Raw genomic sequence first — 23056 nt, forward strand, 5'->3', positions numbered from 1 at the left:
CGCCACGCGCCCGCGGCCCGGCCCGACAATGCGGGCCATGAAGGTGAACGCCCTCAGCGAGCTCCAGTCCATCCGCCACGCGCTGGCCGAGCGCCGCGCGCGCGAGGCCGCCGAGCGCGAAGCCGAGCGCCTGGCCGCCGCACGGCGCGAGCGCGAGCGCCGCCTGTTCGAACTCGCCGTGGGCCCCGTGGAGCGCCTGCCCGCGCACGGCCGGGCCGAGCCCGCCCGCCGCCCGCCCGAGCCCCGGCCCCTGCAGCGCGAGCGCGACGAAGCCGCCGTGATGCGCGAGGCCCTGTCCGACGAGTTCGACGTCGAGACCCTGCTGCACACCGACGAGCTGCTGAGCTACCGCCGCCCCGGCCTGGGGTTGGACGTGGCGCGCAAGCTGCGCGAGGGCCGCTGGGCGATCCAGCGCGAGATCGACCTGCACGGCCTGCGCACCGACGAGGCGCGCGAAGCCCTGGGCCGCTTCGTGCGCGAGAGCCACCAGCAGGGCCTGCGCTGCGTGCGCGTGGTGCACGGCAAGGGCCTGGGCTCGCCGGGCCGCGCGCCGGTGCTCAAGGGCCGGGTGCTGCGCTGGCTGGTCCAGAAGAAGGAAGTGCTGGCCTTCGTGCAGGCCCGCCCGGCCGACGGCGGCGCGGGTGCCCTGGTGGTGCTGCTGCGCCCGGCGTGACGCCCTGCACGCCCGCCGGCCCGCGTGGCGCCGTCGGCCGGCCCGGGCCGGGCCGCTGTCGCCCGCGCAAGGCATGATCCGCGCCATGCCGGCCTCCGCCCACCCCATGCGCCCCGATCGCCGCCACTGGCTGCTGGCCACCGGCGCCGCCCTCGCGGGCTGCGCCGCGCCAGGGCCCTCGCCCGGACCCGACGACGGGAGCGTCGACGGATCGGCCTGGGCCCGCGCCTGTGCGGTCGACGGCCTGGCGCCCGCCGGCCCCTGGACACACCGCCGCTACGGCAACCGCCGCCCCACCGACTACCGCGCCACCGAGCACGGCGGCCGCCCGGCCCTGCACGCGCGCAGCGCCGCGGGCAACAGCCTCATGCGCCTGCCCCTGAAGGCGGCGGACTTGCCACCGGGCGCGCGGCTGCGGTTCTCCTGGTGGGCCGACGCGCTGCTGGAGCAGGCCGACATGAAAGACCCGCAGGCCGACGACGCCGTCGCCCGCGTGATGCTCAGCTTCGACGGCGACCGCCAGACCTGGAGCCGGCGCGACCACATGCTTTCGGAGCTGGCGCAGCTGATGACCGGCGAGCCCCTGCCCTACGCCACGCTCATGTATGTGTGGGACAACCGCTACCCCGTGGGCACCGTGATCGAGAACCCGCACACGCGGCGCATCCGCAAACTGGTGGTGCAGCAGGGGCCGCAGCAGCTGGGGCGCTGGGTGGAACACGAGCGCGACGTGCGGGCCGACTACCTGGCGGCCTTCGAACGCCCACCGGGCCCGCTCACGGCCCTGGGCCTGATGACCGACGCCAACAACCTGGCCACCACGGCCGAGGCCTGGTACGGCCCGCTGGTGCTGCGCGAATCCGCGCTCATCACGCGCTGAGGCCGGTCTCAGCCCGGGCTGTTGCGCATCCAGTCGGCGGTCTGGAAGAAGCTGCGTTTCAGGCGCTCGCGCAGCTCGGGGTCGACCCCGGTCTCGCCCATGGCCTGGTCCATGCAGGCCAGCCACTGGTCGCGCTCCAGGATGCCGATGGCGAACGGCAGGTGGCGCATGCGCAGGCGCGGGTGGCCAAAGCGCGAGACGTAGTGGTCCGGCCCGCCGAGCCAGCCGCACAGGAACCAGAACAGCTTGTCGCGCGCGCTGTCCAGCGTGCTGCCGTGCGCGGCGCGCAGCGCGCGGTAGCCGGGCTCCAGGTCCATCAGGTCGTAGAAGCGGTCGACCAGGGCGCGCACGCGCGCCTCGCCGCCGATCCACTCAAACGGCGTGGCGAACGTCGCCGGCTCTTCGGGTGGCAGGAGTGGATCGCTCATGTCTTCAGGTCGCCGCGCGGCGCAAGGTTTCAACCACCGGCGTGCGCAGGATCGCGCGCAGCCCCCACCAGCCCGCCGCCAGCGCCAGCACCGCGCCGGCGAGCGCGCCGCCCAGCGGCACCCAGGGCGAGGCCGTCCAGGTGAACTCGAAGGCGTAGCGCGCGAGCGCCCAGCCCACGGCCACCGCCACCACCGAGGCCAGGAACCCGGCCAGCAGGCCCACGCCCAGCAGCTCGATGCGCTGCACCTGGCGCAGCAGGCCCGAGCCCGCACCCACCGCGCGCAGGATGGCGAACTCGCGTTCGCGCTCGCCGCGCGTGGCCGTGACGGCCGCCAGCAGCACCACCAGCCCGGCCGCGAGCGTGAAGGCGAAAAGGAACTCGATGGCCGCGATCACCTGGCCCAGCACGCGCTGCACCTGGGCAATGGTCTGGCTCATGTCGACGTTGGTGATGTTGGGAAATTCGCGCACCAGGGCGTTGTCGAAGCCGCGCGTCTCGGGCGCGCGGAAGGCGCTGATGTAGGTGACCGGCACGTCGTTCATCTCGGCCACCGGAAAGAGCACGAAGAAGTTCACCCGCATGGAGCCCCAGTCCACGTGGCGCAGGCTGGTGATGCGGCGCTGCACCAGTTGGCCGGCGATGTCGAAACCCAGGGTATCGCCCAGCTTCAGGCCCAGCTCGTCCGCCAGGCCCTCCTCCACGCTCAGGCCGTCGGCCTCTTCGGGCGTCCAGCGGCCGGCCACGATGGGGTTGTTCTCGGGCCGCTCGGCGGTGTGCGAGAGGTTGAACTCGCGTTCGACCAGGCGCTGCGCGCGCTCGGCCTCGAAGTCCTCCGGCTGCACGGCCTTGCCGTTGATGTTGACCAGGCGGCCCCGGATCATGGGGAACCAGTCGTATTGGCTCACGCCCGCGCCGCGCAGCGCCTGCTGGAAGGCCTGGGCCTGCTCGGGCTGCACGTTGATGACGAAGCGGTTCGGCGCGTCGGGCGGCGTGGCTTGACGCCAGCTGTCGATGAGGTCGGTGCGCAGCAGCACCAGCAGCACCAGCGACAGCAGGCCCACGGCCAGCGCGCTGATCTGCACCACCGCGTAGACCGGGCGCGCCGAGAGTTGGCGCGTGGCCATCACCAGGGCCCGTGGCGCCGTGGCCTCGTTCACGCTGGCCCGCAGCACGCGCACCGCGAGGAAGCTGGCGGCCGCGAACAGCAGCACGGCGGCCGCGAAGCCGCCCACCGCGATACCGCCGAGCAGCAGGTCGCGGCTGGCCGCCAGCAGCAGGGCCGCGAAGCCGAGCACGCCCAGGCCCAGCACGCCCAGCGTGGCCGGCTTGAGTTGGCCCACGTCGCGGCGGATCACGCGCAGCGGCGGCACCTTGGCCAGCTGCAGCACCGGCGGCAGGCCGAAGGCCAGCAGCAGCGTCAGGCCCATGCCCAGGCCCAGCAGCACCGGCACCGGGCCGGGCGGTGGCAGGCTGGATTCCACCAGGCCCGCCAGCAGCCACACGAAGACGTGGTGCACGGCCCAGCCCAGCAGCACGCCCAGCGCACTGGCCAGCAGGCCGACGGCGGCGAACTCCACCGTGTAGGCGCGCGCCATGTTGCCCTGCGACAGGCCCAGCACGCGCAGCATGGCGCAGTCGTCCAGGTGGCGCTGGGCGAAGCCGCGCGCGGCGATGGCCACGGCCACGGCGCACAGCAGCGCGGCCAGCAGGGCCACGAGGTTGAGGAATTTCTCGGCGCGGCCCAGGGTGCGCTGCATCTCGGGCCGGCCCCCCTCCAGCGACTCCAGCCGCACGCCGCGCACGCCCGGGCGTTCGATCGCCTCCTTCGCCCAGCGGCTGAACGCGGCCACGGCGGCGTCGGGCCCGGCCACGGCGAGCCGGTAGCTCACACGGCTGGCGGGCTGCACCAGTCCGGTGGCGGGCAGGTCGTCGTTGCGGATCATCACGCGCGGCGCGAAGCTCATGAAGCCACCGCCCCGGTCGGGTTCCACCGTGAGCACCCGCTCGATGGTGAAGCGCGCATCGCCCAACAGCAGCGGCTGGCCCACGCGCAGGTCGAGCTGCACCAGCAGCGCCGCGTCCACCCAGGCGGTGCCGCGCGCGGGAATGCCGGGGGCGACCGTGTCCGGCGCGTCCGGCGATTCGGACACGCGCACCGTGCCACGCAGCGGGTAGCCCTCGCCCACCGACTTGAGCGCCACCAGGCGGGCGGCGCCGCCCTGCTCGTCGGGCGCGCGGCCCATGGTGGGAAAGCCCAGGCTCAGCGTGTGGCGCAGGCCCAGGGCCTCGGCGCGCGCCGCGAAGGCCGGATCGGCCGGCTGGTCGGACACCACCACGGCGTCGCCACCGATGAGGGCGCGCGCGTCGCGCGCCAGGCCGCCCTGCAGGCGGTCGGCGAAGAAGCCCACGGCGGTGAGCGCGGCCACCGCCAGCGTCACGGCGACCACGAGCAGGCGAAGTTCGCCCGCGCGCCAGTCGCGCAGCAGCGAGGTCCAGCCGATGCGCCAGAAGGAGGGGGCTTGAGGATGCATGGTCGCGACCCTATCGCAAACCGAATAACAAAGCTGTCATCCGGACACCGGCAGGCCAGCCCCGAAACCGGGGATGCCACGGATCCGGCTCCGCCGGTCCGTCGGCATCGCCCCCTCGGGGGGAGGCGCGCAGCGCCGCAGGGGGGCCTACTTCGTGCCGAAGATGCGGTCGCCAGCGTCGCCCAGGCCCGGCACGATGTAGCCATGGTCGTTCAGGCCGCGATCGATCGCGGGCGTGTAGACCGGCACGTCGGGGTGGGCGTCGTGGAAGGTCTGGAGGCCTTCGGGACAGGTGACCAGGCAGACGAAGCGGATGGAGCGCGGGTGCGTCTTCTTGAGCCGGTCCACCGCGGCCACGGCCGAGTTGCCCGTGGCCAGCATGGGGTCGAGCACGATCACGTCGCGCTCGTGCATGTCCTGCGGCATCTTGAAGTAGTACTCCACGGCCTGCAGCGTGGCCGGGTCGCGGTAGAGGCCGATGTGGCCCACGCGCGCGCCCGGGATCACCTGCAGCATGCCGTCTAGGAAGCCGTTGCCCGCGCGCAGGATGGAGGCCAGCACGATCTTCTTGCCGTCGATCACGCGCGACTTCATGGGCTCCAGCGGGGTTTCGATGTCGATTTCCTGCATGGGCATGTCGCGCGTGAGCTCGTAGGCCAGCAGCGCGCTGAGCTCGTGCACGAGCTCACGAAAGCTCTTGGTGCTGGTGTCCTTGCGGCGCATCAGCGTGAGCTTGTGCTGCACCAGCGGGTGGGTGATGACGTGGACGTCGCGTGGCATGGCAGGGTCGGTCGGCGTGAAAGAGGCGGATCGCCGGGGGGTATCGGCGCGGCCGTCGAGTGTAGGGCCTGGCCAGCGCCGCGCCCAGGCGCCAGCGGCCCGGCGGGGCTACCGGTCCGCGCCGGGCGGGCGCAGGTAGCGCGCGTCCGACCAGGTGGCCAGCCACTGCGGCACGAAGGCCGCGAACACCGCGCACACCATGCCGGTCAGGAAGGCATCGCCCCAGGCCATGAGCCAGACGGCCACCAGCGACCCGTCGTGGCCCAGGGGTTGAAACCAGCGCATCAGGGCGCCGGCGACGAACACCGACACCGCCGTGCCCAGGAAGCCACGCCCGAGCGTGTAGACGAACGGGTTCGCCGGCAGCCAGCGGCGCAGGGCCGCGCCCAGCACCAGCGCCAGGGTGGCGGGCACCACCCCCAGCCACCAGAGCTGGATCAGCGCCAGCTGCGGCCCTTCGGTGCCCAGCCCCCACACCAGCAGCGCCACCACGGCCAGCAGCGGCACCGCGAGCGGCCAGCCCAGCACCAGCACGAGCAGGCTGGCCCCGGACAACTGCACCCGTAGGCCCGCGGGCATGAACTGCGGCGTGAGCCAGAGCAGCGGCAGCAGGACCAGCGCCGCCAGCGCCGGGGTGAGCAAGGGGCCCTTCAGCAGCCGCCAGGGGCGCAGCCAGAGCGCACACAGCAGCGCCAGCACCGTGCCGATGGTCTCGATGCGAAGTCCCTCCATGGAACCCCGTGCGCCGACAGGCCAGGCCGGGTGGCGGCGCCACTCAGCCCATGCCGGGCAGCTTGGGCATGCCTTTCATGCCGCCCATGCGCTTCATCATCTTCATGAGGCCGCCGCCCTTCATCTTCTTCATCATGCCCTGCATCTGCTCGAACTCCTTGAGCAGGCGGTTGACCTCCTGCACATGCACGCCCGCCCCGGCGGCGATGCGGCGCTTGCGCGTGGCCTTGATGATCTCGGGCTTGCGGCGCTCGGCGGGGGTCATGCTGCAGATGATCCCCTCCTTGCGGCGGATGTCCTTCTCGGCGCGCGAGAGGTCGGCGGTGCCGGCCTTGGCCGCCATCTGCGCGGGCAGCTTGTCGATCAGGTTGGACAGGCCGCCCATCTGCTTCATCTGGCGCAGCTGGCCCAGGAAGTCGTCGAGGTCGAAGCCCTCGCCGCTCTTGACCTTGGCCGCCAGCTTCTGGGCCGAGGCCATGTCCACGCCGGCCGTGACCTGCTCGACCAGGGCCAGGATGTCGCCCATGCCCAGCACGCGCTGCGCGTGGCGGTCGGCGTCGAACACCTCCAGGCCGTCGATCTTTTCCGACACGCCCGCGAACTTGATCGGCGCGCCCGTGATGGCGCGCACCGACAGGGCCGCGCCGCCGCGCGAGTCGCCGTCAAGCTTGGTGAGCACGATGCCGGTGAGCGGCAGGGCTTCCTTGAAGGCCTTGGCGGTGTTGACCGCGTCCTGGCCCTGCATGGCATCCACCACGAACAGGGTCTCCACCGGGTTCAGCACCGCGTGCAGCTCGCGGATCTCGCGCATCAGCGCCTCGTCGATGGCCAGCCGGCCGGCCGTGTCGACCAGCAGCACGTCGAAGTGGTGGCGCCGCGCGTGGTCGAGCGCGGCGCGCGCGATGTCGGCGGGTTTCTGGTCGGGCGTGCTCGGGAACCACTCGGCGCCGGCCTGGGCCGTCACGGTCTTGAGCTGCTCGATGGCGGCCGGCCGGTAGACGTCGCCCGACACGGTGAGCACCTTCTTTTTGCGCTTCTCGATCAGGTGACGCGCCAGCTTGGCCGTGGTGGTGGTCTTGCCCGCGCCCTGCAGGCCGGCCATCAGAATGACGGCGGGCGGCTGCGCGGCCAGGTTGATGTCGGCCACGCCCTCGCCCATGGTGGCGGCCAGCTCGCGGTTGACGATGCCCACCAGGGCCTGGCCGGGGGTGAGCGAACCCACCACGTCCTGGCCGAGCGCCTTGTCCTTCACGCGCGCGATGAAGTCGCGCACCACCGGCAGGGCCACGTCGGCCTCGAGCAGGGCCATGCGCACCTCGCGCAGCATGTCGCTCACGTTGCTCTCGGTGATGCGGGCCTGTCCACGCATTTCCTTGACGATGCGTGACAGGCGGTCGGACAGGGCTGAGGCCATGGCTGCGGTGGGAGGGTGTGGAGGGCGCCGACGGAGCGCCACGGTGGACCCGTCGAACGGGTGGCCGGGCAAGGGAGGGGCCCGGGTGGCGCCGTTAAGATGTGCAGTTGATTTTAGCCTTCGGCACCCCCCGTGTTGGCCCGTGGCCATGAACCTGTTCCCCCAACTGGCTTCCAACCTGCCGGCCGCCGTGCTGTCCACGCTGGCCGCGCTGGCGTACGCGCTGGTGGCCTGGGCGCACCCCCGGCTGGGCAGCCTGCAGGCGCGCGCCCTGCTCGCCATCACCTGGGGCCTGCACCTGCTCGCGCTGCTGGCCGGCCTGCTCAGCGAGCCGGTGCGCTTCGGCTTCGCGCCCGCGCTGTCGGTCACGCTGTGGCTGGTGCTCACCGTCTACCTGGTCGAAAGCCGCCTGTACCCGCAACTGCGGGCGCGCTGGGCGCTGGCGCTGATGGGGGCGGCGGTCATGCTGCTGGTGATGATCTTCCCCGGCGCCGAGCACCCCACCCTGCCCTCCGTGTGGATGCCGCTGCACTGGGCTCTGGGCATCGCGGCTTACGGGCTCATCGCCGCCGCCGTGGTGCACGCCTGGCTGATGCAGCGCGCCGAGCGCGCCATGCGCAGCGGCGTCACCAGCGACACCACCATGCCGCTGCTCACGCTGGAGCGCCTCACCTTCCGCTTCGTGGCCGCCGGCTTCCTGCTGCTCAGCCTCACGCTGCTGGCCGGCTGGCACTTCTCCGAACTCCTCAACCAGCGCATGGTGTGGAACCACAAGACCGTGTTTTCCCTGCTCGCCTGGGCCACCATGGGTGTGCTGCTGTGGGGCCGCTGGCGGCTGGGCTGGCGCGGCCGCACCGCCGTGCGCACCCTCTACGTGGGCGCGGGCTTCCTGCTGCTGGCCTACGTGGGCTCGCGCTTCGTGCTCGAGGTGCTGCTGCTTCGCCCATGAGGCCCCACCGATGAAATACCTGCTCGTGCTCGCCGTCGTCGTCGTGGCGTTCCACGTCTGGCGCAACAACCGCCGCGCCGAGCGCCAGGAGCGCGAGGCCGCCGCGCCGCCGCGCCCCGCGCGCGCAACGGGCCAGCCGATCGCCATGGTGGCCTGCCGCGCCTGCGGCACCCACCTGCCGCAGAACGAGGCCGTCACCGGCCGCCAGGGCAGCTACTGCAGCGCCGAGCACCGGCAGCGCATCGAGGGCCCGCCGGCCTGAGGACCCCGCATGCCACGCGACGACAGCTCCACTTTCGCCCCGTCCTGGTACTCGGCCCACGAAAGCCCGGCCCTGCAGCGCGCCCGGGCCTTCGAGCGCCTGTGGCGCGCCTTCATGCGGGCGCGCGTGTTCGTGGCGCTGGTCCTGCTCGCCCTGCAGCTGTTCCTGCTGCTGACCGCCGACGGCAACGCCACGGTCTGGCCGACGGCCCTGACCTCCACGTACCTGCTGGTCACCGTGGCCGTCATGCTGATGTGGACGCCGGCCGAACACGGCCGCGCGCCCACGGTGCAGTGGCTCATCACCGTCGGGGTGGACGTGGCGGTGGTGGCCGCGCTGCAGTACTTCCAGTCCGGCAGCAGCATCAACTTCACCCCGCTGTTCGCGCTGCCCGTGCTCACGGCGGCCATCCTGGGCCCCATGGTGCTGGGGCTGGGCACGGCGGCCGGCGCCACCCTGCTGCTGCTGGCCGACGCCTGGCTGCACGGGACAGGCCTGGGCCAGCTCGACACCGCGCGCTTCCTGCAGGCCGGGCTGGCGGGCACCGGCTTCTTCCTGGTGGCCGTGCTGGCCCACCAGCTGGCCAGCCGCCTGGCGCGCGAAGAAGCGGTTTCGGCCAGCAGCCAGGCCGCCGCGCGTGCGCAGGCCGCTGTCAACGAGGTGGTCATCGAAAGCCTGGGCGTGGGCGTGCTGGTGGTGGACGCGCACGGCGTGGTGCGCAACGCCAATCCCGCCGCGCGCGGCATGCTCATGGGCGACAACTACCCCGAGGGCGCGCGGCTGCTGCTGTCGGCGCGGCCAAGCTGGTCGCACCTGGCGGCCCTGGTGGAGGAGAGCTTCGCCGTCGACGCCGCGCTGGAGACCGAGACCACCATCGAACACGGCGAGCGCCCCAGCCAGCGCCTGCACGCGCGCACCAAGCTCACGCCCGCCGTGGGCGAGCGCGGTTCGCTGTGCGTGCTGTTCCTGGAAGACCTGCGCGAGGTCGAGGCGCGCGTGCGCACCGAAAAGCTCGCCTCCATGGGCCGCATGTCCGCCGCCGTGGCGCACGAGATCCGCAACCCGCTGTCGGCCATTACCCAGGCCAACGCCCTGCTCGACGAAGAGGTGCGCGACCCCGCGCACAAGCGCCTCACGACGATGATCGAGCAGAACGCGCAGCGGCTTTCGCGCATCGTCGACGACATCCTCAACGTCGCGCGCCCCCAGCCCAGCCGCACCGACGGCCACGTACCGCCCCTGCCGCTCGATTCGATGGTGCGCCAGGTGACCGCCGAGTGGATGCGCCAGAACAGCGTGACGCAGACCCTGGGTGTGCACCTGCACGCCTCGCAGGGGCTGGTGTCCTTCGACCCCGAGCACCTGCGCCGCCTGCTCGTGAACCTGCTCGACAATGCGCGGCGCCATGCCAGCGGCAAGCCGGCCTCCATCCGGATCATCACCCAGCCCAGCGGCGGCGAGCACCTGCGCCTGTCCATCTGGAGCGATGGCGGCCCGCTGGAGGCCACGGTGCTCAAGCACCTGTTCGAGCCCTTCTTCTCGTCCGAGAGCCGCTCCAGCGGTCTGGGCCTGTACATCTGCCGCGAGCTCTGCGAACGCTACGGCGCCCAGATCGCCTACCAGCGCGCCCGCCTCGACCAGCGCGAGGGCAATGAGTTCTATGTGCTCATGCCGGCGGTGCGCGGCGCGGCCCTGGTTGCGCCGCCCGCGCGCGACGGCGGGCACCAGCAGAGCCTGTCCTATCCCTCGCAAGCCGCTCAGGACCATGAGCACACCATCGTCGATCCGCTGCGCTCGGGCCACCCGCCCCTGGCCGCCAGCTGATCCCGCCGCCGCGCATGTCCGTCGCCGCGAGCGCCTCCATCCTGGTCGTCGATGACGAGCCCGACCTGCGCACGCTCTACGAGCTGACGCTGCTGCGCGAAGGCCACGCCGTCACCACCGCCGCCGACCTGGCGCAGGCGCGCGAGTGCCTGGCCCAGCAGCGCTACGACGTGCTGATCACCGACATGCAGTTGCCCGACGGCCTGGGCCTGACGCTGCTGCGCGACATCGCCGACAGCCCGCGGACCGAGAAGTGCATCGTCATCACCGCCTTCGGTTCGGCCGAGAACGCGGTCGAGTCGCTCAAGGCCGGCGCCTTCGACTACCTCACCAAGCCGGTCGACCTGCGCCAGTTGCGCAGCGCCGTCGGCTCGGCCCTGCGCAGTCAGCGCGCGCCTCTGGCCGCCGCCAGCGAGCGCCCGGCCACCAGCAACGAGCCCACGCGCAGCGCGCCGCCGCCGCCCAGCGGGGTGCGCGCGCTCGCGCGCCTGGTGGGCCAGGCACCCAGCATCGTGCAGACCAAGGCGCGCATCGAGAAGGTCGCCACCAGCATGGCGCCGGTGCTCATCCTGGGCGAGTCGGGCACCGGCAAGGAGCTCGTGGCGCGCGCCGTGCACGAATGCAGCCACCGCGCCAGCGGCCCCTTCGTGGCGGTGAACTGCGGCGCCATCCCCGAAAACCTCATCGAGGCCGAGTTCTTCGGCGCCCGCAAGGGCGCCTACACCGGCGCCAGCGCCGATCGCGAAGGCTATTTCCAGGCCGCGCACGGCGGCACCCTGTTCCTCGACGAGATCGGCGACCTGCCCCTGTCCATGCAGGCCAAGCTGCTGCGCGCCATCCAGGAACGCCGGGTGCGATCGCTCGGCGCGGTACAGGAGGACGTGGTCGACGTGCGCCTGGTCAGCGCCACCCACCGCGACCTGCCCGCGCTGGTGCAGGCCGGCCAGTTCCGCCAGGACCTGTACTACCGGCTGAACGTGATCGGCCTGCGCACGCCCGCGCTGCGCGACCGACCCGAGGACCTGCCCCTGCTCGCGCAGGCCCTGCTCGAGCGCCTGTGCGCCGAAGCCGGCCAGGCCGTGCCCGAACTCTCGCCGGCCGCGCTGGCCTGGCTGCAGGCGCGCGAGCTGCCGGGCAACGTGCGCGAGCTCGAGAACCTGCTGCAGCGCGCGCTCGCGCTGGCCAGCGGCCCCGTGCTGCAACCCGCCGATTTCGGCGAAACCGGCGACACCGAGCCCGCCACGCTGCCCGACCCGCTGCCCGACGCACCGGTGCCGGCTGGCGGACCCTACCGCTTCGTGCCCTTGACGCCGCCGGCCGCCTCCGCCGACGAGCCCGCCCTGCCCAGCGATCTGCAGAGCTACCTCGACGAGCAGGAACGCCAGGTGCTGCTCAAGGCCCTGCAGGAATGCGGCTACAACCGCACCGCGGCGGCGGCACGGCTGGGCCTGAACCTGCGGCAGATCCGCTACCGCATCCAGCGCCTGGGCATCGTGGTGCCCGGCGCGACCGGCCATGGCGACACCGACGCCACCGATTGAGCCCCGCTGGCACGGCGGCTGGTGGCGCGGCGCTCGGCGGATCGATTCGCCCAACCATGGCGCGCGGCCGCGCGGCGCGGCCGTCGACCTGATCGTGCTGCACTCCATCAGCCTGCCACCCGGCGTGTACGGCGGCGACGAGGTCGAGCGCCTGTTCACCAACCGGCTCGACTGGGACGCGCACCCCTACTTCCAGGCCATCCGCGGCATCGAGGTCTCGGCGCATTTCTTCGTGCGCCGCGACGGTCGGGTGCTCCAGTTCGTCTCCACCGCGCGCCGCGCCTGGCACGCCGGCGCCTCGCACTGGCGGGGCCGCGACAACTGCAACGACTTCTCCGTTGGCATCGAGCTCGAAGGCCTGGAGGGCGAGGCCTTCGAGGCCGCACAGTACGCGGCGCTGGCGCGGCTGTGCCGCGCGCTGCGCGCGCGCCACCCGATCGCGCACGTGGCCGGGCACGAGCACATCGCGCCGGGCCGCAAACACGACCCCGGGCCGGGTTTCGACTGGCCCCGGCTGCGGCAGCTCGTCGGGTGGAACCCCTCGTGTTTTCCCGAGGCCACAGGCTGAGGGTATCGGGGCATTTCGCGCGCCACCCCAAGCGCGCCATCGGACACCAGAGACGGCACGCGGCCTGCGGCACCGAATCGCCTTGCACCCCGCATGAACACTGCGCTTTTCGAGTGAAACGCAGGCGCGGCCAATGCTGCGCGCGCGCCCTCGCGCGGCGGCTGTTTCCCTGAGGGCATCCATCGGCCGCGATGGATTCACAAACACTATCGGTAGTGCCTTGTTGGCCCCCTACACACCAGATATAGTGTGCCCCCGGATACCCCCCAACCCTGAAAACCGCGCCGCCGCGAGCCCACCCGGCGCCAGGCACCAGGGGCGGATCGACCCGATCACCGAGAACAAATCCTGAATCGAGAGGAACCATGCTGAGCGCAGCCACCCCCCAGTCCCCCGCCGCCAACGTCCCGACATCCGCGCCCGGCGTCTCGCCCTCCCCCGCCATGGCCTCCGTGTCCGCCTACGCCCAGTACCAGATCATCCGGCGCAATGGCGCCGTGGTGCCCTTCGAGCCCAGCAAGATCGCCGTGGCCATGATGAAGGCCTTCCTGGCCGTGCACGGCACGCAGGGCGCGGCCTCGGCCAGCGTGCGCGAAACGGTGGACCAGCTGACGCAGGTCGTGGTGCGCGCCCTCATGCGTTCGCGTCCGGGCGGCGGCACCTTCCACATCGAGGACGTGCAGGACCAGGCCGAACTCGGCCTGATGCGCAGCGGCCACCATGAAGTCGCGCGCGCCTACGTGCTCTACCGCGAGCGCCGCGCCGCCGAGCGCGCCACCCAGGCCGCCACCGCGCGCGCCGCCGAGCCTCAGCTGCACGTGCTCGACGGCGGCCAGCGCGTGCCGCTGGACATCGACGCCCTCACGCGCCTGATCACCGACGCCTGCGTCGGTCTGGGTGCCGACGTCAAGGCCGATCCCATCGTCGCCGAGACCAAGCGCAACCTGTACGACGGCGTGCCCATGGACGAGGTCTACAAGGCCGCCATCCTGGCCGCGCGCACGCTGATCGAAAAAGACCCCGACTACACCTACGCCACCGCGCGCCTGCTGCTGCACACCATCGTCAAGGAGATCCTGGGCCAGGAAGTGCCGCAGGCGCAGATGGCCCAGCGCTACGCCGACTACTTCCCCGAGTTCATCCAGCGCGGCGTCAACGCCGAGCTGCTCAACCCGGACCTGCTGAACTTCGACCTCGCCCGCCTGGGCGCCGCGCTCAAGCCCGAGCGCGACCTGCAGTTCGACTACCTCGGCCTGCAGACCCTGTACGACCGCTACTTCCTGCACGTGCGCAAGACGCGCATCGAGCTGCCGCAGGCCTTCTTCATGCGCGTGGCCATGGGCCTGTCGCTCAACGAGATCGACCGCGAAGCCCGCGCCATCGAGTTCTACGAGATCCTCTCGACCTTCGACTTCATGAGCAGCACGCCCACGCTGTTCAACAGCGGCACGCTGCGCTCGCAGCTGTCCAGCTGCTACCTCACCACGGTGCCCGACGACCTCGACGGCATCTATGAGTCCATCAAGGAAAACGCCCTGCTGTCCAAGTTCGCCGGCGGCCTGGGCAACGACTGGACCCGCGTGCGCGCCCTGGGCAGCCACATCAAGGGCACCAACGGCGAATCGCAGGGCGTCGTGCCCTTCCTGAAAGTCGTCAACGACACCGCCGTGGCCGTGAACCAGGGCGGCAAGCGCAAGGGCGCGGTCTGCACCTACCTCGAGACCTGGCACCTCGACATCGAGGAGTTCCTGGAGCTGCGCAAGAACACCGGCGACGACCGCCGCCGCACCCACGACATGAACACCGCGAACTGGATTCCGGACCTGTTCATGAAGCGCGTGCTGGAAAAGGGCGAGTGGAGCCTGTTCTCCCCCTCCAACACCCCCGACCTGCATGACAAGTTCGGCACCGACTTCGAAAAGGCCTATGTGGCCTACGAGGAAAAGGCCGCGCGCGGCGAGATCAAGCCTTACAAGAAGGTGCCCGCCACCGACCTGTGGCGCAAGATGCTGTCGATGCTGTTCGAGACCGGCCACCCCTGGATCACCTTCAAGGACGCCTGCAACGTGCGCAGCCCGCAGCAGCACGCCGGCGTGGTGCACAGCTCCAACCTCTGCACCGAGATCACGCTCAACACCAGCGACACCGAGACCGCCGTGTGCAACCTCGGCTCGGTCAACCTGCTGCGCCACCTGAAGGACGGCGCGATCGACCACGACAAGCTGCGCAAGACCATCGCCACGGCCATGCGCATGCTCGACAACGTGATCGACATCAACTACTACGCGGTCAAGAAGGCGCGCGACTCCAACCTGCGCCACCGCCCGGTGGGCCTGGGCGTCATGGGCTTCCAGGACGCGCTGTACGAGCTGCGCATCCCCTACGCCTCGAACGAGGCGGTGGAATTCGCCGACCGCTCCATGGAAGCCGTCTGCTACTACGCCTATTGGGCTTCCACCGAACTGTCCCGCGAGCGCGGCCGCTACAGCAGCTTCAAGGGCTCGCTGTGGGACAAGGGCATCCTGCCGCCCGACACCCTGGACCTGCTGGCCCGCGAGCGCGGCGGCTACGTCGACGTCGACCGCTCCAGCAGCCTCGACTGGGACGCGCTGCGCCAGAAGATCGCCCGCGACGGCATGCGCAACTCCAACTGCGTGGCCATCGCCCCCACCGCCACCATCTCCAACATCATCGGCGTGGACGCCTCCATCGAGCCCTGCTTCGGCAATCTCTCGGTCAAGTCCAACCTGTCCGGCGAGTTCACCGTCATCAACGGCTACCTCGTCAAGGACCTCAAGCGCCTGGGCCTGTGGGACGACGTGATGGTCATGGACCTCAAGCACTTCGACGGTTCGCTGCGTCCCATCGACCGCGTGCCGCAGGACGTCAAGGCCCTGTACGCCACCGCCTTCGAGGTCGAGCCGGTGTGGCTGGTGGAGGCCGCGGCGCGCCGCCAGAAGTGGATCGACCAGGCGCAAAGCCTGAACATCTACATGGCCGGCGCCTCGGGCAAGAAGCTCGACGAAACCTACAAGCTCGCCTGGCTGCGCGGCCTCAAGACCACTTATTACCTGCGCACGACCTCGGCCACGCAGGTGGAGAAATCCACCGGTCGCACGGGCCAGCTCAATGCCGTGTCGGTGACGCCGAGCGCGCCGATGGCCGCGAGCGCCAGCGCCGCCGAAGCCGCGAGCGAACCCGCCACCGATGTGAAGTTCTGCGCCATCGACGACCCGGGTTGCGAGGCCTGTCAGTGATTCGGATTGCGCGCAATCGAAGCCCGAAGCGGTGCGAAACGTCGAATCATTCGATGCAACACCGCAACAGAATTCGTGAGCGCGCGGCCTGATTGCTTTGCAATTCGCACAGACACTTTGATAATTCGCTGAATCGGACCGATCCTTATGTTGACCTGGGAAGAACCCACAACGCCATCTTCGACGTCGACGCACAGCCCCCGCCCTTCCGGCCAGCCGGGCTTGCAAGTCTCATCCTTCGGTGAGGCACCTACTTCCGTCGCCAGCGCTGCCGCCTTCGCCGCGGCCGCCGCGCAGTCCCCGTCGCCAGAAGCCCAGCGCGCCAAGCAGGCCGCGCCGCAGCGCCGCATCAACGTGGCCGACAAGCGCATCATCAACGGCCAGACCGACGTCAACCAGCTCGTTCCCTTCAAGTACAAGTGGGCCTGGGAGAAGTACCTGGCCACCTGCGCCAACCACTGGATGCCGCAGGAAGTGAACATGAGCCGCGACATCGCGCTCTGGAAGGACCCCAACGGCCTCACCGAGGACGAGCGCCGCATCGTCAAGCGCAACCTGGGCTTCTTCGTCACCGCCGACTCGCTGGCCGCCAACAACATCGTGCTGGGCACCTACCGCCACATCACGGCGCCCGAGTGCCGCCAGTTTCTGCTGCGCCAGGCCTTCGAGGAAGCGATCCACACGCACGCCTACCAGTACATCGTGGAATCGCTGGGCCTGGACGAGGCCGAGATCTTCAACGCCTACAACGAGGTGCAGTCGATCCGCGACAAGGACGAGTTCCTGATCCCCTTCATCGAGGCGATCATGGACCCGAACTTCCACACGGGCACGCCCGAGAACGACCAGACGCTGCTCAAGAGCCTGATCGTCTTCGCCTGCCTCATGGAAGGCATGTTCTTCTACGTCGGCTTCACCCAGATCCTGGCGCTGGGCCGGCAGAACAAGATGACCGGCGCCGCCGAGCAGTACCAGTACATCCTGCGCGACGAGTCGATGCACTGCAATTTCGGCATCGACCTGATCAACGCGATCAAGATGGAGAACCCGCTGCTCTGGACGGCCGAATTCAAGGCCGAGGTCAAGGAGCTGTTCCTCAAGGCCGTCGAGCTCGAATACCGCTACGCCGAGGACACCATGCCGCGCGGCGTGCTGGGCCTCAATGCCTCCATGTTCAAGGGCTATCTGCGCTACATCGCCAACCGGCGCGCCACGCAGATCGGCCTGGAGCCCCTGTTCCCGAACGAAGAGAACCCGTTCCCCTGGATGAGCGAAATGATCGATCTCAAGAAGGAACGCAACTTCTTCGAAACGCGGGTGATCGAGTACCAATCGGGCGGAGCGTTGTCCTGGGACTGATGTCCCGGCCGGACGCTTCGCGCATTGCCAGAAAACAAGAACACGAATTGAATCATCAGGACAGCCGCAGGACGCGCAGACGCCCGCGCTGGCCTGACCCCCGGATTCAGCGCCCTGGGGTCTGTTGTGGATGCATCCACCTGACCGCAGTACGTTGAATCGCTTCACCGGCCATCCGACCGGCTGAAGTGCTCTTTGCAACTTGATCAAGGAGAAAGCAATGGCAACTGCGAAGAAGGCCCCGGCCAAGAAGGCTGCGGCGAAGAAGGCGCCGGCGAAGAAGAAAGTCGCCGCCAAGAAAGCCCCGGCGAAGAAAGTCGTGGCGAAGAAGGCTCCGGCGAAGAAAGTCGCGGCGAAGAAGGCCCCGGCGAAGAAGAAAGTCGCTGCCAAGAAAGCCCCGGCGAAGAAAGTCGCGGCGAAGAAGGCGCCGGCGAAGAAGAAAGTCGCCGCCAAGAAAGCCCCGGCGAAGAAAGTCGCGGCGAAGAAGGCTCCGGCGAAGAAAGCCGTTGCCAAGAAAGCGCCGGCGAAGAAAGCCGCTGCGAAGAAGGCGCCCGCGAAGAAGGCGGCGGCCAAGAAGGCTCCTGCGAAAAAGGCTGCCCCTGCGAAGAAGGCGGCCCCCGCAAAAAAAGCTGAGCCGGCCAAGAAGCCGGCTGCCCCTGCTCCCGCGGCCGCTCCCGCCGCTCAGACCAAGCTCAACCCTCAAGCCGCCTGGCCGTTCCCGACGTCCAGCAAGCCCTGAGACAGCCTTGAGTTGATCTGAAAGCCCGGTGCGAAAGCACCGGGCTTTTTTCATTGCCGGTCCGCGTTCAGGCCTTGAGCGCGGCGTCCACCGTGTAGTTCTGCGGACCACGCACCGCGATCTTGAGCGCCCCCAGGCGGTTGCCCAGTTCGGCGCAGCGCGCCAGCGGCCAGCCCTGCGAAAGGCCGTGCAGCAGGGCCGCGCGGAAGGCGTCGCCGCAGCCCGTGGGGTCGATCACGGCCTCGGCCTTCACACCCGGCACGCGCGTGGCCACACCGCCTTCCCACACATCGCAGCCCTGGTCGGCAAGCGTGACCACCAGACCACGCACGCGCCGGGAGATATCCGCCAACGACAGGCCCGTGCGGTCGCAGAGCATGCGGCCTTCATAGTCGTTCACCGCCACCCAGCTCGCCTGGTCGATGAAGCGCAGCAGCTCCTCGCCATTGAACATGGGCAGGCCCTGGCCCGGATCGAACACGAAGGGCACGCCCGCGGCCTTGAGCTGCGCGGCGTGGGAGAGCATGGCCTCGCGGCCGTCGGGCGCGATGATGCCCAGCGCCAGATCCTGGCGAGCGGGCACGGGCGTGTCGTGCGCGAAGGACATCGCGCCCGGGTGGAACGCCGTGATCTGGTTGTTGTCGCGGTCGGTCATGATCATGGCCTGCGCCGTGTATGCGTCGGCCACCGTGCTCACGTGGGCGGTGTCCACGCCGAGTTCGCGCATGCGCGCGAGGTAGTCGGCGCCATCGCTGCCGAGCGCGGCGAGCGGGGCCACCTCGGCGCCCAGTTGCCGCAGCCCGTAGGCGATGTTGCCCGCGCAACCGCCGAAGTCGCGGCGCAGGCCGGGCACCAGGAAAGACACGTTCAGGATGTGCAGCTGGTCGGGCAGGATCTGATCGGCGAACCGGCCCTCGAAGGTCATGATGGTGTCGAAGGCCAGCGAGCCGCAAACGAGGATGGGCATGGTGTCGGAGGGTGGGTTTCAGGGATAGAAGACCAGGGCGCGGTAACCCGCGGTGGGCACGCCCTCGCCGAGCGAAATCGAGAGGCGGAAGCTGACCGACAGGCGCCCACCGGGCGGCAGGGCGGCGGTCTCGACGGGCCAGTCCTGCGGCAGGAAGACCCGGCGCGAGATGACGAGCCCGTTGGGGTCGGTCAAGGTCAGTTCGAGCGCGGGCAGCGCCACCTCCAGCGGCGACTGGTTGTGCAGCACAAGGTCGAACGAGTGGAAGTTGCCCAGGCGGCGCACCAGTTCGGCGCTGTCGATCACGATGGCATCGATGCGGCGCACCGGCGCCAGGTCGCAGCCCAGCCAGCCGCAGGCCTGCACGATCAACGGTTTGAGCGCGGGCTGGGCCGCCACCAGGCGGTGGCGCTGCTGGATGGCCCATTGGCCCGCGAGCAGCGCGGCCAGCAGCAGCGCCACCAGCACCAGCACCACGCGCACGCCAGGCGACGACCAGAAGGCGCGCCGGCGGGCCTGGCGCACGAAGCCTGGCTCGGCGTCGGGCGCGTCGGCATCGGCTGGCGGGCGGCTGTCCATCGGCGCCTCGCTGGCGGGCGCGGGAGGGGCTGGCGCGGCGGGCGACGCATCGCTGTCGCCATGGGCCGGTGGGGCGTCGGGCACCAGGGGCGCCCGGGACGAATGCGCGAAGCGCTCGAGCTCGGCGTGGAAGTCGGACTCCGGTTCCTCGCGCGATTCGACGGCGAGCGTCTGCAGCACGCTGGGCACCGCCAGCGCATCGGGGGGCTGGATGGAGTCGGGCCAATCGGAGGGTGCGCGCCGCTCGACACCGTCGTCGTCCTCGCCCGCATCCCGCGGGCTGGGCGCCGGTGCGGCGCTCGGCGGGGCGGCCACGGGGGACTCGGTGGCGGGCGGCTCGGCGGCGGGCGGCACCGACTGCGCCGTGGCGGCGGGCTCCAGCGGGCCATCGCCGAACCAGGCCTTCGGGTCGTCATCGTCGGGCACCGAAGGCGTGTCGACCGGCGCTGGCGCCGGCGTGGGTGCAGCCGGCACCGGCGCTGGCTCAGCCGTGGGCGGCGGCGCAGCGCTCACGGGTCCCGGCGCGGGCGGCGGCACAGCGACCGGCGCCGCCGCGGCGGGTGCCCAAGCCTCCAGGTGGATGGTGGCGTCGAACACGTCGGCGCAATGCCCGCAGCGCACCCAGCCATCCGAAATCTTGAGTTGATCGGCCACCACGCGGAACACGGTGCCGCAAGCCGGACAGCGGGTGGTGAAACTCATGGGGCCCGATTATCGCGGGCCGCGCCGGGCGGGCCTCAAGGCTTGCGCGCGGTCATGAGGATCCAGCCGTCCTCTTCGTCGCTGACCTCCAGCGCGAGCCAGGGCGCGTAGGCCTCGCGCAGCTCGTCGGCCTGGCGCGCGAGGATGCCGGCGAGCACCAGGTGCCCGCCGGCGCGCACATGCGCGCAGAGCAGCGGCGCCAGCACCTTGAGCGGCGTGGCCAGGATGTTGGCGAGCACCAGGTCGTGCTCGCCCTTCGCGGCGTCGGGCAGGCCGGCCTGCAGCGCCACACGGTTTGCCTCGGCGTTCAGGCGCGTGGATTCCACCGCGGCCGGGTCGATGTCCACCGCGAGGATTTCTCGCGCGCCGTGCTTGGCCGCGCCGATGGCCAGGATGCCCGAGCCGCAGCCGTAGTCGAGCACGCGCGGTCCCACGGGCGCGTGCGTGGCCGTCCAGCGCAGGCACATGCGCGTGGTGGGGTGGGTGCCGGTGCCGAAAGCCAGGCCCGGGTCGAGCCGGATCACCTCACGCGCCTGAGCCGGCGGCTCGTGCCACGACGGCACGATCCAGAACGTGGGCGTGATCTCCACCGGCTCGAACTGCGACTGCGTCAGGCGCACCCAGTCCTGCTCGGGCACGGCGCGCACGCCCTGCACGCGGCAGCCATCGAAGAAGTCCTGCGCGGCCAGCAGCACGGCGGCTTCGCGCGCGCCCGCCTCATCCGGGAACAGCGCCACCACGCGCGAGCGCTGCCAGCCCTCCTTGGGCGGTGGCATGCCGGGCTCGCCGAACAGGGCCTGCTCCGCCTCGGTCATGGCGTCGGCGTCTTCCACCGACACGCTGAGCGCGTCCAGCGCGTCCAAGGCCTCGCCCACGGCTTCGATGGCCGCCTCGGGCACCACCAGAACCAGTTCGAAGGGCGTGGCCGCGCCGGGCTGTTCAGCGCTCACGTTGCGAGAGCCACTCTTCGAGGTAGTGGATGTTGGTGCCGCCAGCCACGAAGTTGGCGTCCACCATCAGCTCACGGTGCAGCGGGATGTTGGTCTTGATGCCCTCGACCACCGTCTCGGCCAGCGCGGTGCGCATGCGCGCCAGCGCCTGCTCGCGCGTGTCGCCGTGCACGATGATCTTGCCGATCATGGAGTCGTAGTTGGGCGGCACGAAGTAGTTGGCGTAGACGTGCGAATCCACGCGCACCCCCGGGCCGCCCGGCGGGTGCCACATGGTGATACGGCCCGGCGAGGGCGTGAACTTGTACGGGTCCTCGGCGTTCACGCGGCACTCGATGGCGTGGCCCTTGAGCTGCACCTGGCGCTGCGTGAACGGGAGTTTTTCACCCGCGGCCACCGCGATCTGCGTGCGCACGATGTCGATGCCGGTGATCCATTCGGTCACCGGGTGCTCCACCTGCACGCGCGTGTTCATCTCGATGAAATAGAACTCGCCGTTCTCGAACAGGAACTCGAAAGTGCCCGCGCCGCGGTAGCCGATCTTCTTGCAGGCCGCTGCGCAGCGCTCGCCGATCTTCTCGATCAGGCGGCGCGGGATGCCCGGCGCCGGCGCCTCCTCGATGACCTTCTGGTGGCGCCGCTGCATGGAGCAGTCGCGCTCGCCCAGGTAGACGGCGTTGCGGTGCTGGTCGGCCAGCACCTGGATTTCGATGTGCCGCGGGTTCTGGAGGAATTTCTCCATGTAGACCTCGGCATTGCCGAAAGCGGCGCCGGCCTCGGCCTTGGTGGTCTGCACCGCGTGCAGCAGCGCGGCCTCGGTGTGCACCACGCGCATGCCGCGGCCGCCACCGCCGCCCGCGGCCTTGATGATCACCGGGTAGCCCACGGCCTTGGCGGTGCGCTTGATCACCACCGGGTCGTCGGGCAACGCGCCGTCGGAGCCGGGCACGCAGGGCACGCCGGCGCGGATCATGGCCTGCTTGGCCGACACCTTGTCGCCCATGAGGCGGATGGAGTCGGGCGTGGGGCCGATGAAGGTGAAGCCGCTGCGTTCCACGCGCTCGGCGAAGTCGGCGTTCTCGCTCAGGAAGCCATAGCCCGGGTGAATGGCCTCAGCGTCCGTCACCTCGGCGGCCGAGATGATGGCGGGCATGTTCAGGTAGCTCTGCCCCGATTGCGCCGGGCCGATGCACACCGCCTCATCGGCCAGCTTGACGTACTTGGCGTCGCGGTCGGCCTCGGAATAGACCATCACCGCCTTGATGCCCATCTCGCGGCAGGCGCGCTGGATGCGCAGCGCGATCTCGCCCCGGTTGGCGATCAGGATCTTCTTGAACATGGGTGGGCGGCCCTCACTCGATCGCGAACAGCGGCTGGCCGTATTCGACGGCCTGGCCGTTCTGGACCAGGATCTGGGTGACGGTGCCGCTCTTGTCGGCCTCGATCTCGTTGAGGATCTTCATCGCCTCGACGATGCAGATGGTGTCGCCCTCCTTCACCGTGTCGCCGACCTCGACGAACGGCTTGGCGCCCGGGGCCGAGGCGCGGTAGAACGTGCCGACCATGGGGGACTTGACCGTGTGGCCGGCGGGCTGCGCGGGCGCGGCCGGCGCCGCGGCGGGCGAAGCCACCTCCACCACCTGGGCCGGGGCTGCAGGGGCCTGCATGGGCGGCATGCTGTAGGTGATGGGGGCGGGCATCACGGCCGGGGTGGCCTTGACGATGCGGACTTTGCCTTCCGCTTCGGTGATCTCGAGCTCCGACACGTTCGATTCCGACACCAGATCGATCAGCGTCTTGAGTTTTCGCAAATCCATGATTTCTCCAACGAAGTTCGGCGAAATTGGTACTAAATGCTCTCTATTTCACAGAATGGAGAGGACCAAGCCGCCAAAGGGTGGGGCAGTGTACACGAAGGG

At 70.5% G+C, this 23056-nt stretch carries 20 protein-coding genes; 10 read left to right on the plus strand and 10 right to left on the minus strand.

Annotated features, from left to right (window positions below; all coding sequences use genetic code 11):
* Window positions 1-28 precede the first annotated feature (28 nt).
* Window positions 29-673, plus strand: coding sequence for a Smr/MutS family protein (locus DY262_RS07240; RefSeq protein ID WP_116958274.1), 645 nt, complete (start codon window positions 29-31; stop codon window positions 671-673).
* 85 nt (window positions 674-758) lie between these two features.
* Window positions 759-1553, plus strand: coding sequence for a DUF3047 domain-containing protein (locus DY262_RS07245; protein WP_181936442.1), 795 nt, complete (start codon window positions 759-761; stop codon window positions 1551-1553).
* Between the two features lie 8 nt (window positions 1554-1561).
* On the opposite strand, the gene DY262_RS07250 is transcribed toward DY262_RS07245, so the two are convergent.
* The 5 genes from DY262_RS07250 to ffh all read right to left on the minus strand — a co-directional run bounded on the left by DY262_RS07250 (window position 1562) and on the right by ffh (window position 7440).
* Complete coding sequence (locus tag DY262_RS07250; RefSeq protein ID WP_116958276.1) at window positions 1562-1981, minus strand: group II truncated hemoglobin; 420 nt, start codon at window positions 1979-1981, stop codon at window positions 1562-1564.
* Between the two features lie 4 nt (window positions 1982-1985).
* On the minus strand, window positions 1986-4514 hold the full coding sequence (locus DY262_RS07255; RefSeq protein ID WP_116958277.1) for an ABC transporter permease: 2529 nt from the start codon (window positions 4512-4514) through the stop codon (window positions 1986-1988).
* A gap of 147 nt (window positions 4515-4661) precedes the next feature.
* Window positions 4662-5294: a uracil phosphoribosyltransferase gene (gene upp / locus DY262_RS07260; RefSeq protein WP_116958278.1), complete on the minus strand. Its 633-nt coding sequence runs from the start codon at window positions 5292-5294 to the stop codon at window positions 4662-4664.
* A 108-nt stretch (window positions 5295-5402) separates the two neighbouring features.
* Window positions 5403-6026 (minus strand): hypothetical protein, encoded by a 624-nt coding sequence (locus DY262_RS07265; protein ID WP_116958279.1) that lies wholly within the window; start codon window positions 6024-6026, stop codon window positions 5403-5405.
* A gap of 43 nt (window positions 6027-6069) precedes the next feature.
* Window positions 6070-7440, minus strand: coding sequence for a signal recognition particle protein (gene ffh, locus DY262_RS07270; protein ID WP_116958280.1), 1371 nt, complete (start codon window positions 7438-7440; stop codon window positions 6070-6072).
* A gap of 148 nt (window positions 7441-7588) precedes the next feature.
* Between ffh and DY262_RS07275 the strand changes: the two genes are divergently transcribed.
* The 8 genes from DY262_RS07275 (at window position 7589) to DY262_RS07310 (ending at window position 17939) form a co-directional block, all read left to right on the plus strand.
* A complete protein-coding gene (locus DY262_RS07275; protein WP_116958281.1) occupies window positions 7589-8389 on the plus strand; it encodes a cytochrome C assembly family protein in 801 nt (266 codons plus the stop codon).
* 10 nt (window positions 8390-8399) lie between these two features.
* Entirely contained in the window at window positions 8400-8651 is a 252-nt protein-coding gene (locus tag DY262_RS07280) for a PP0621 family protein (protein ID WP_116958282.1), read from the plus strand.
* Window positions 8652-8660: 9 nt separating this feature from the next.
* Window positions 8661-10475 (plus strand): sensor histidine kinase, encoded by a 1815-nt coding sequence (locus DY262_RS07285; protein WP_116958283.1) that lies wholly within the window; start codon window positions 8661-8663, stop codon window positions 10473-10475.
* Between the two features lie 14 nt (window positions 10476-10489).
* Complete coding sequence (locus tag DY262_RS07290) at window positions 10490-12016, plus strand: sigma-54-dependent transcriptional regulator (RefSeq protein WP_116958284.1); 1527 nt, start codon at window positions 10490-10492, stop codon at window positions 12014-12016.
* The gene (gene ampD / locus DY262_RS07295) at window positions 11991-12584 is read left to right on the plus strand and encodes a 1,6-anhydro-N-acetylmuramyl-L-alanine amidase AmpD (protein ID WP_116958285.1); all 594 of its coding nucleotides are present in this window, start codon (window positions 11991-11993) and stop codon (window positions 12582-12584) included. Before DY262_RS07290 ends, ampD begins: the two co-directional genes overlap by 26 nt.
* A 443-nt stretch (window positions 12585-13027) precedes the next feature.
* Window positions 13028-15841 carry a ribonucleoside-diphosphate reductase subunit alpha gene (locus tag DY262_RS07300; protein ID WP_416186996.1) on the plus strand — a complete coding sequence of 938 codons (2814 nt, stop codon included), beginning with the start codon at window positions 13028-13030 and terminating at the stop codon, window positions 15839-15841.
* 147 nt (window positions 15842-15988) lie between these two features.
* Window positions 15989-17200 (plus strand): ribonucleotide-diphosphate reductase subunit beta, encoded by a 1212-nt coding sequence (locus tag DY262_RS07305; RefSeq protein WP_116958287.1) that lies wholly within the window; start codon window positions 15989-15991, stop codon window positions 17198-17200.
* A 220-nt stretch (window positions 17201-17420) separates the two neighbouring features.
* Window positions 17421-17939: a histone H1-like DNA-binding protein gene (locus DY262_RS07310; protein ID WP_083293152.1), complete on the plus strand. Its 519-nt coding sequence runs from the start codon at window positions 17421-17423 to the stop codon at window positions 17937-17939.
* A 67-nt stretch (window positions 17940-18006) separates the two neighbouring features.
* Here DY262_RS07310 and DY262_RS07315 read toward each other — a convergent pair whose 3' ends face one another.
* From DY262_RS07315 to accB, 5 genes are read right to left on the minus strand one after another with little or no spacing between them, the layout of a single operon-like run.
* A complete protein-coding gene (locus tag DY262_RS07315; protein WP_116958288.1) occupies window positions 18007-18906 on the minus strand; it encodes a carbohydrate kinase family protein in 900 nt (299 codons plus the stop codon).
* Window positions 18907-18924: 18 nt separating this feature from the next.
* Window positions 18925-20187, minus strand: coding sequence for a DUF3426 domain-containing protein (locus DY262_RS07320; RefSeq protein ID WP_116958289.1), 1263 nt, complete (start codon window positions 20185-20187; stop codon window positions 18925-18927).
* Between the two features lie 35 nt (window positions 20188-20222).
* Window positions 20223-21137 (minus strand): 50S ribosomal protein L11 methyltransferase, encoded by a 915-nt coding sequence (gene prmA, locus DY262_RS07325; RefSeq protein ID WP_116958290.1) that lies wholly within the window; start codon window positions 21135-21137, stop codon window positions 20223-20225.
* Window positions 21127-22476 carry an acetyl-CoA carboxylase biotin carboxylase subunit gene (gene accC, locus DY262_RS07330; protein ID WP_070399063.1) on the minus strand — a complete coding sequence of 450 codons (1350 nt, stop codon included), beginning with the start codon at window positions 22474-22476 and terminating at the stop codon, window positions 21127-21129. Before accC ends, prmA begins: the two co-directional genes overlap by 11 nt.
* A 13-nt stretch (window positions 22477-22489) precedes the next feature.
* Window positions 22490-22954, minus strand: a complete 465-nt coding sequence (gene accB / locus DY262_RS07335; protein ID WP_070399064.1) for an acetyl-CoA carboxylase biotin carboxyl carrier protein — start codon at window positions 22952-22954, stop codon at window positions 22490-22492.
* Window positions 22955-23056 lie beyond the last annotated feature (102 nt).

Source organism: Hydrogenophaga borbori (assembly GCF_003417535.1).
GTDB lineage: Bacteria > Pseudomonadota > Gammaproteobacteria > Burkholderiales > Burkholderiaceae_C > Hydrogenophaga > Hydrogenophaga borbori.

Coding starts and splice junctions, on each gene's coding strand:
- DY262_RS07240 (WP_116958274.1), top strand. CDS start 29: ATGCGGGCCATGAAGGTGAACGCCCTCAGCGAGCTCCAGTCCATCCGC.
- DY262_RS07245 (WP_181936442.1), top strand. CDS start 759: ATGCCGGCCTCCGCCCACCCCATGCGCCCCGATCGCCGCCACTGGCTG.
- DY262_RS07250 (WP_116958276.1), bottom strand. CDS start 1,981: ATGAGCGATCCACTCCTGCCACCCGAAGAGCCGGCGACGTTCGCCACG.
- DY262_RS07255 (WP_116958277.1), bottom strand. CDS start 4,514: ATGCATCCTCAAGCCCCCTCCTTCTGGCGCATCGGCTGGACCTCGCTG.
- upp (WP_116958278.1), bottom strand. CDS start 5,294: ATGCCACGCGACGTCCACGTCATCACCCACCCGCTGGTGCAGCACAAG.
- DY262_RS07265 (WP_116958279.1), bottom strand. CDS start 6,026: ATGGAGGGACTTCGCATCGAGACCATCGGCACGGTGCTGGCGCTGCTG.
- ffh (WP_116958280.1), bottom strand. CDS start 7,440: ATGGCCTCAGCCCTGTCCGACCGCCTGTCACGCATCGTCAAGGAAATG.
- DY262_RS07275 (WP_116958281.1), top strand. CDS start 7,589: ATGAACCTGTTCCCCCAACTGGCTTCCAACCTGCCGGCCGCCGTGCTG.
- DY262_RS07280 (WP_116958282.1), top strand. CDS start 8,400: ATGAAATACCTGCTCGTGCTCGCCGTCGTCGTCGTGGCGTTCCACGTC.
- DY262_RS07285 (WP_116958283.1), top strand. CDS start 8,661: ATGCCACGCGACGACAGCTCCACTTTCGCCCCGTCCTGGTACTCGGCC.
- DY262_RS07290 (WP_116958284.1), top strand. CDS start 10,490: ATGTCCGTCGCCGCGAGCGCCTCCATCCTGGTCGTCGATGACGAGCCC.
- ampD (WP_116958285.1), top strand. CDS start 11,991: ATGGCGACACCGACGCCACCGATTGAGCCCCGCTGGCACGGCGGCTGG.
- DY262_RS07300 (WP_416186996.1), top strand. CDS start 13,028: ATGGCCTCCGTGTCCGCCTACGCCCAGTACCAGATCATCCGGCGCAAT.
- DY262_RS07305 (WP_116958287.1), top strand. CDS start 15,989: ATGTTGACCTGGGAAGAACCCACAACGCCATCTTCGACGTCGACGCAC.
- DY262_RS07310 (WP_083293152.1), top strand. CDS start 17,421: ATGGCAACTGCGAAGAAGGCCCCGGCCAAGAAGGCTGCGGCGAAGAAG.
- DY262_RS07315 (WP_116958288.1), bottom strand. CDS start 18,906: ATGCCCATCCTCGTTTGCGGCTCGCTGGCCTTCGACACCATCATGACC.
- DY262_RS07320 (WP_116958289.1), bottom strand. CDS start 20,187: ATGAGTTTCACCACCCGCTGTCCGGCTTGCGGCACCGTGTTCCGCGTG.
- accC (WP_070399063.1), bottom strand. CDS start 22,476: ATGTTCAAGAAGATCCTGATCGCCAACCGGGGCGAGATCGCGCTGCGC.
- accB (WP_070399064.1), bottom strand. CDS start 22,954: ATGGATTTGCGAAAACTCAAGACGCTGATCGATCTGGTGTCGGAATCG.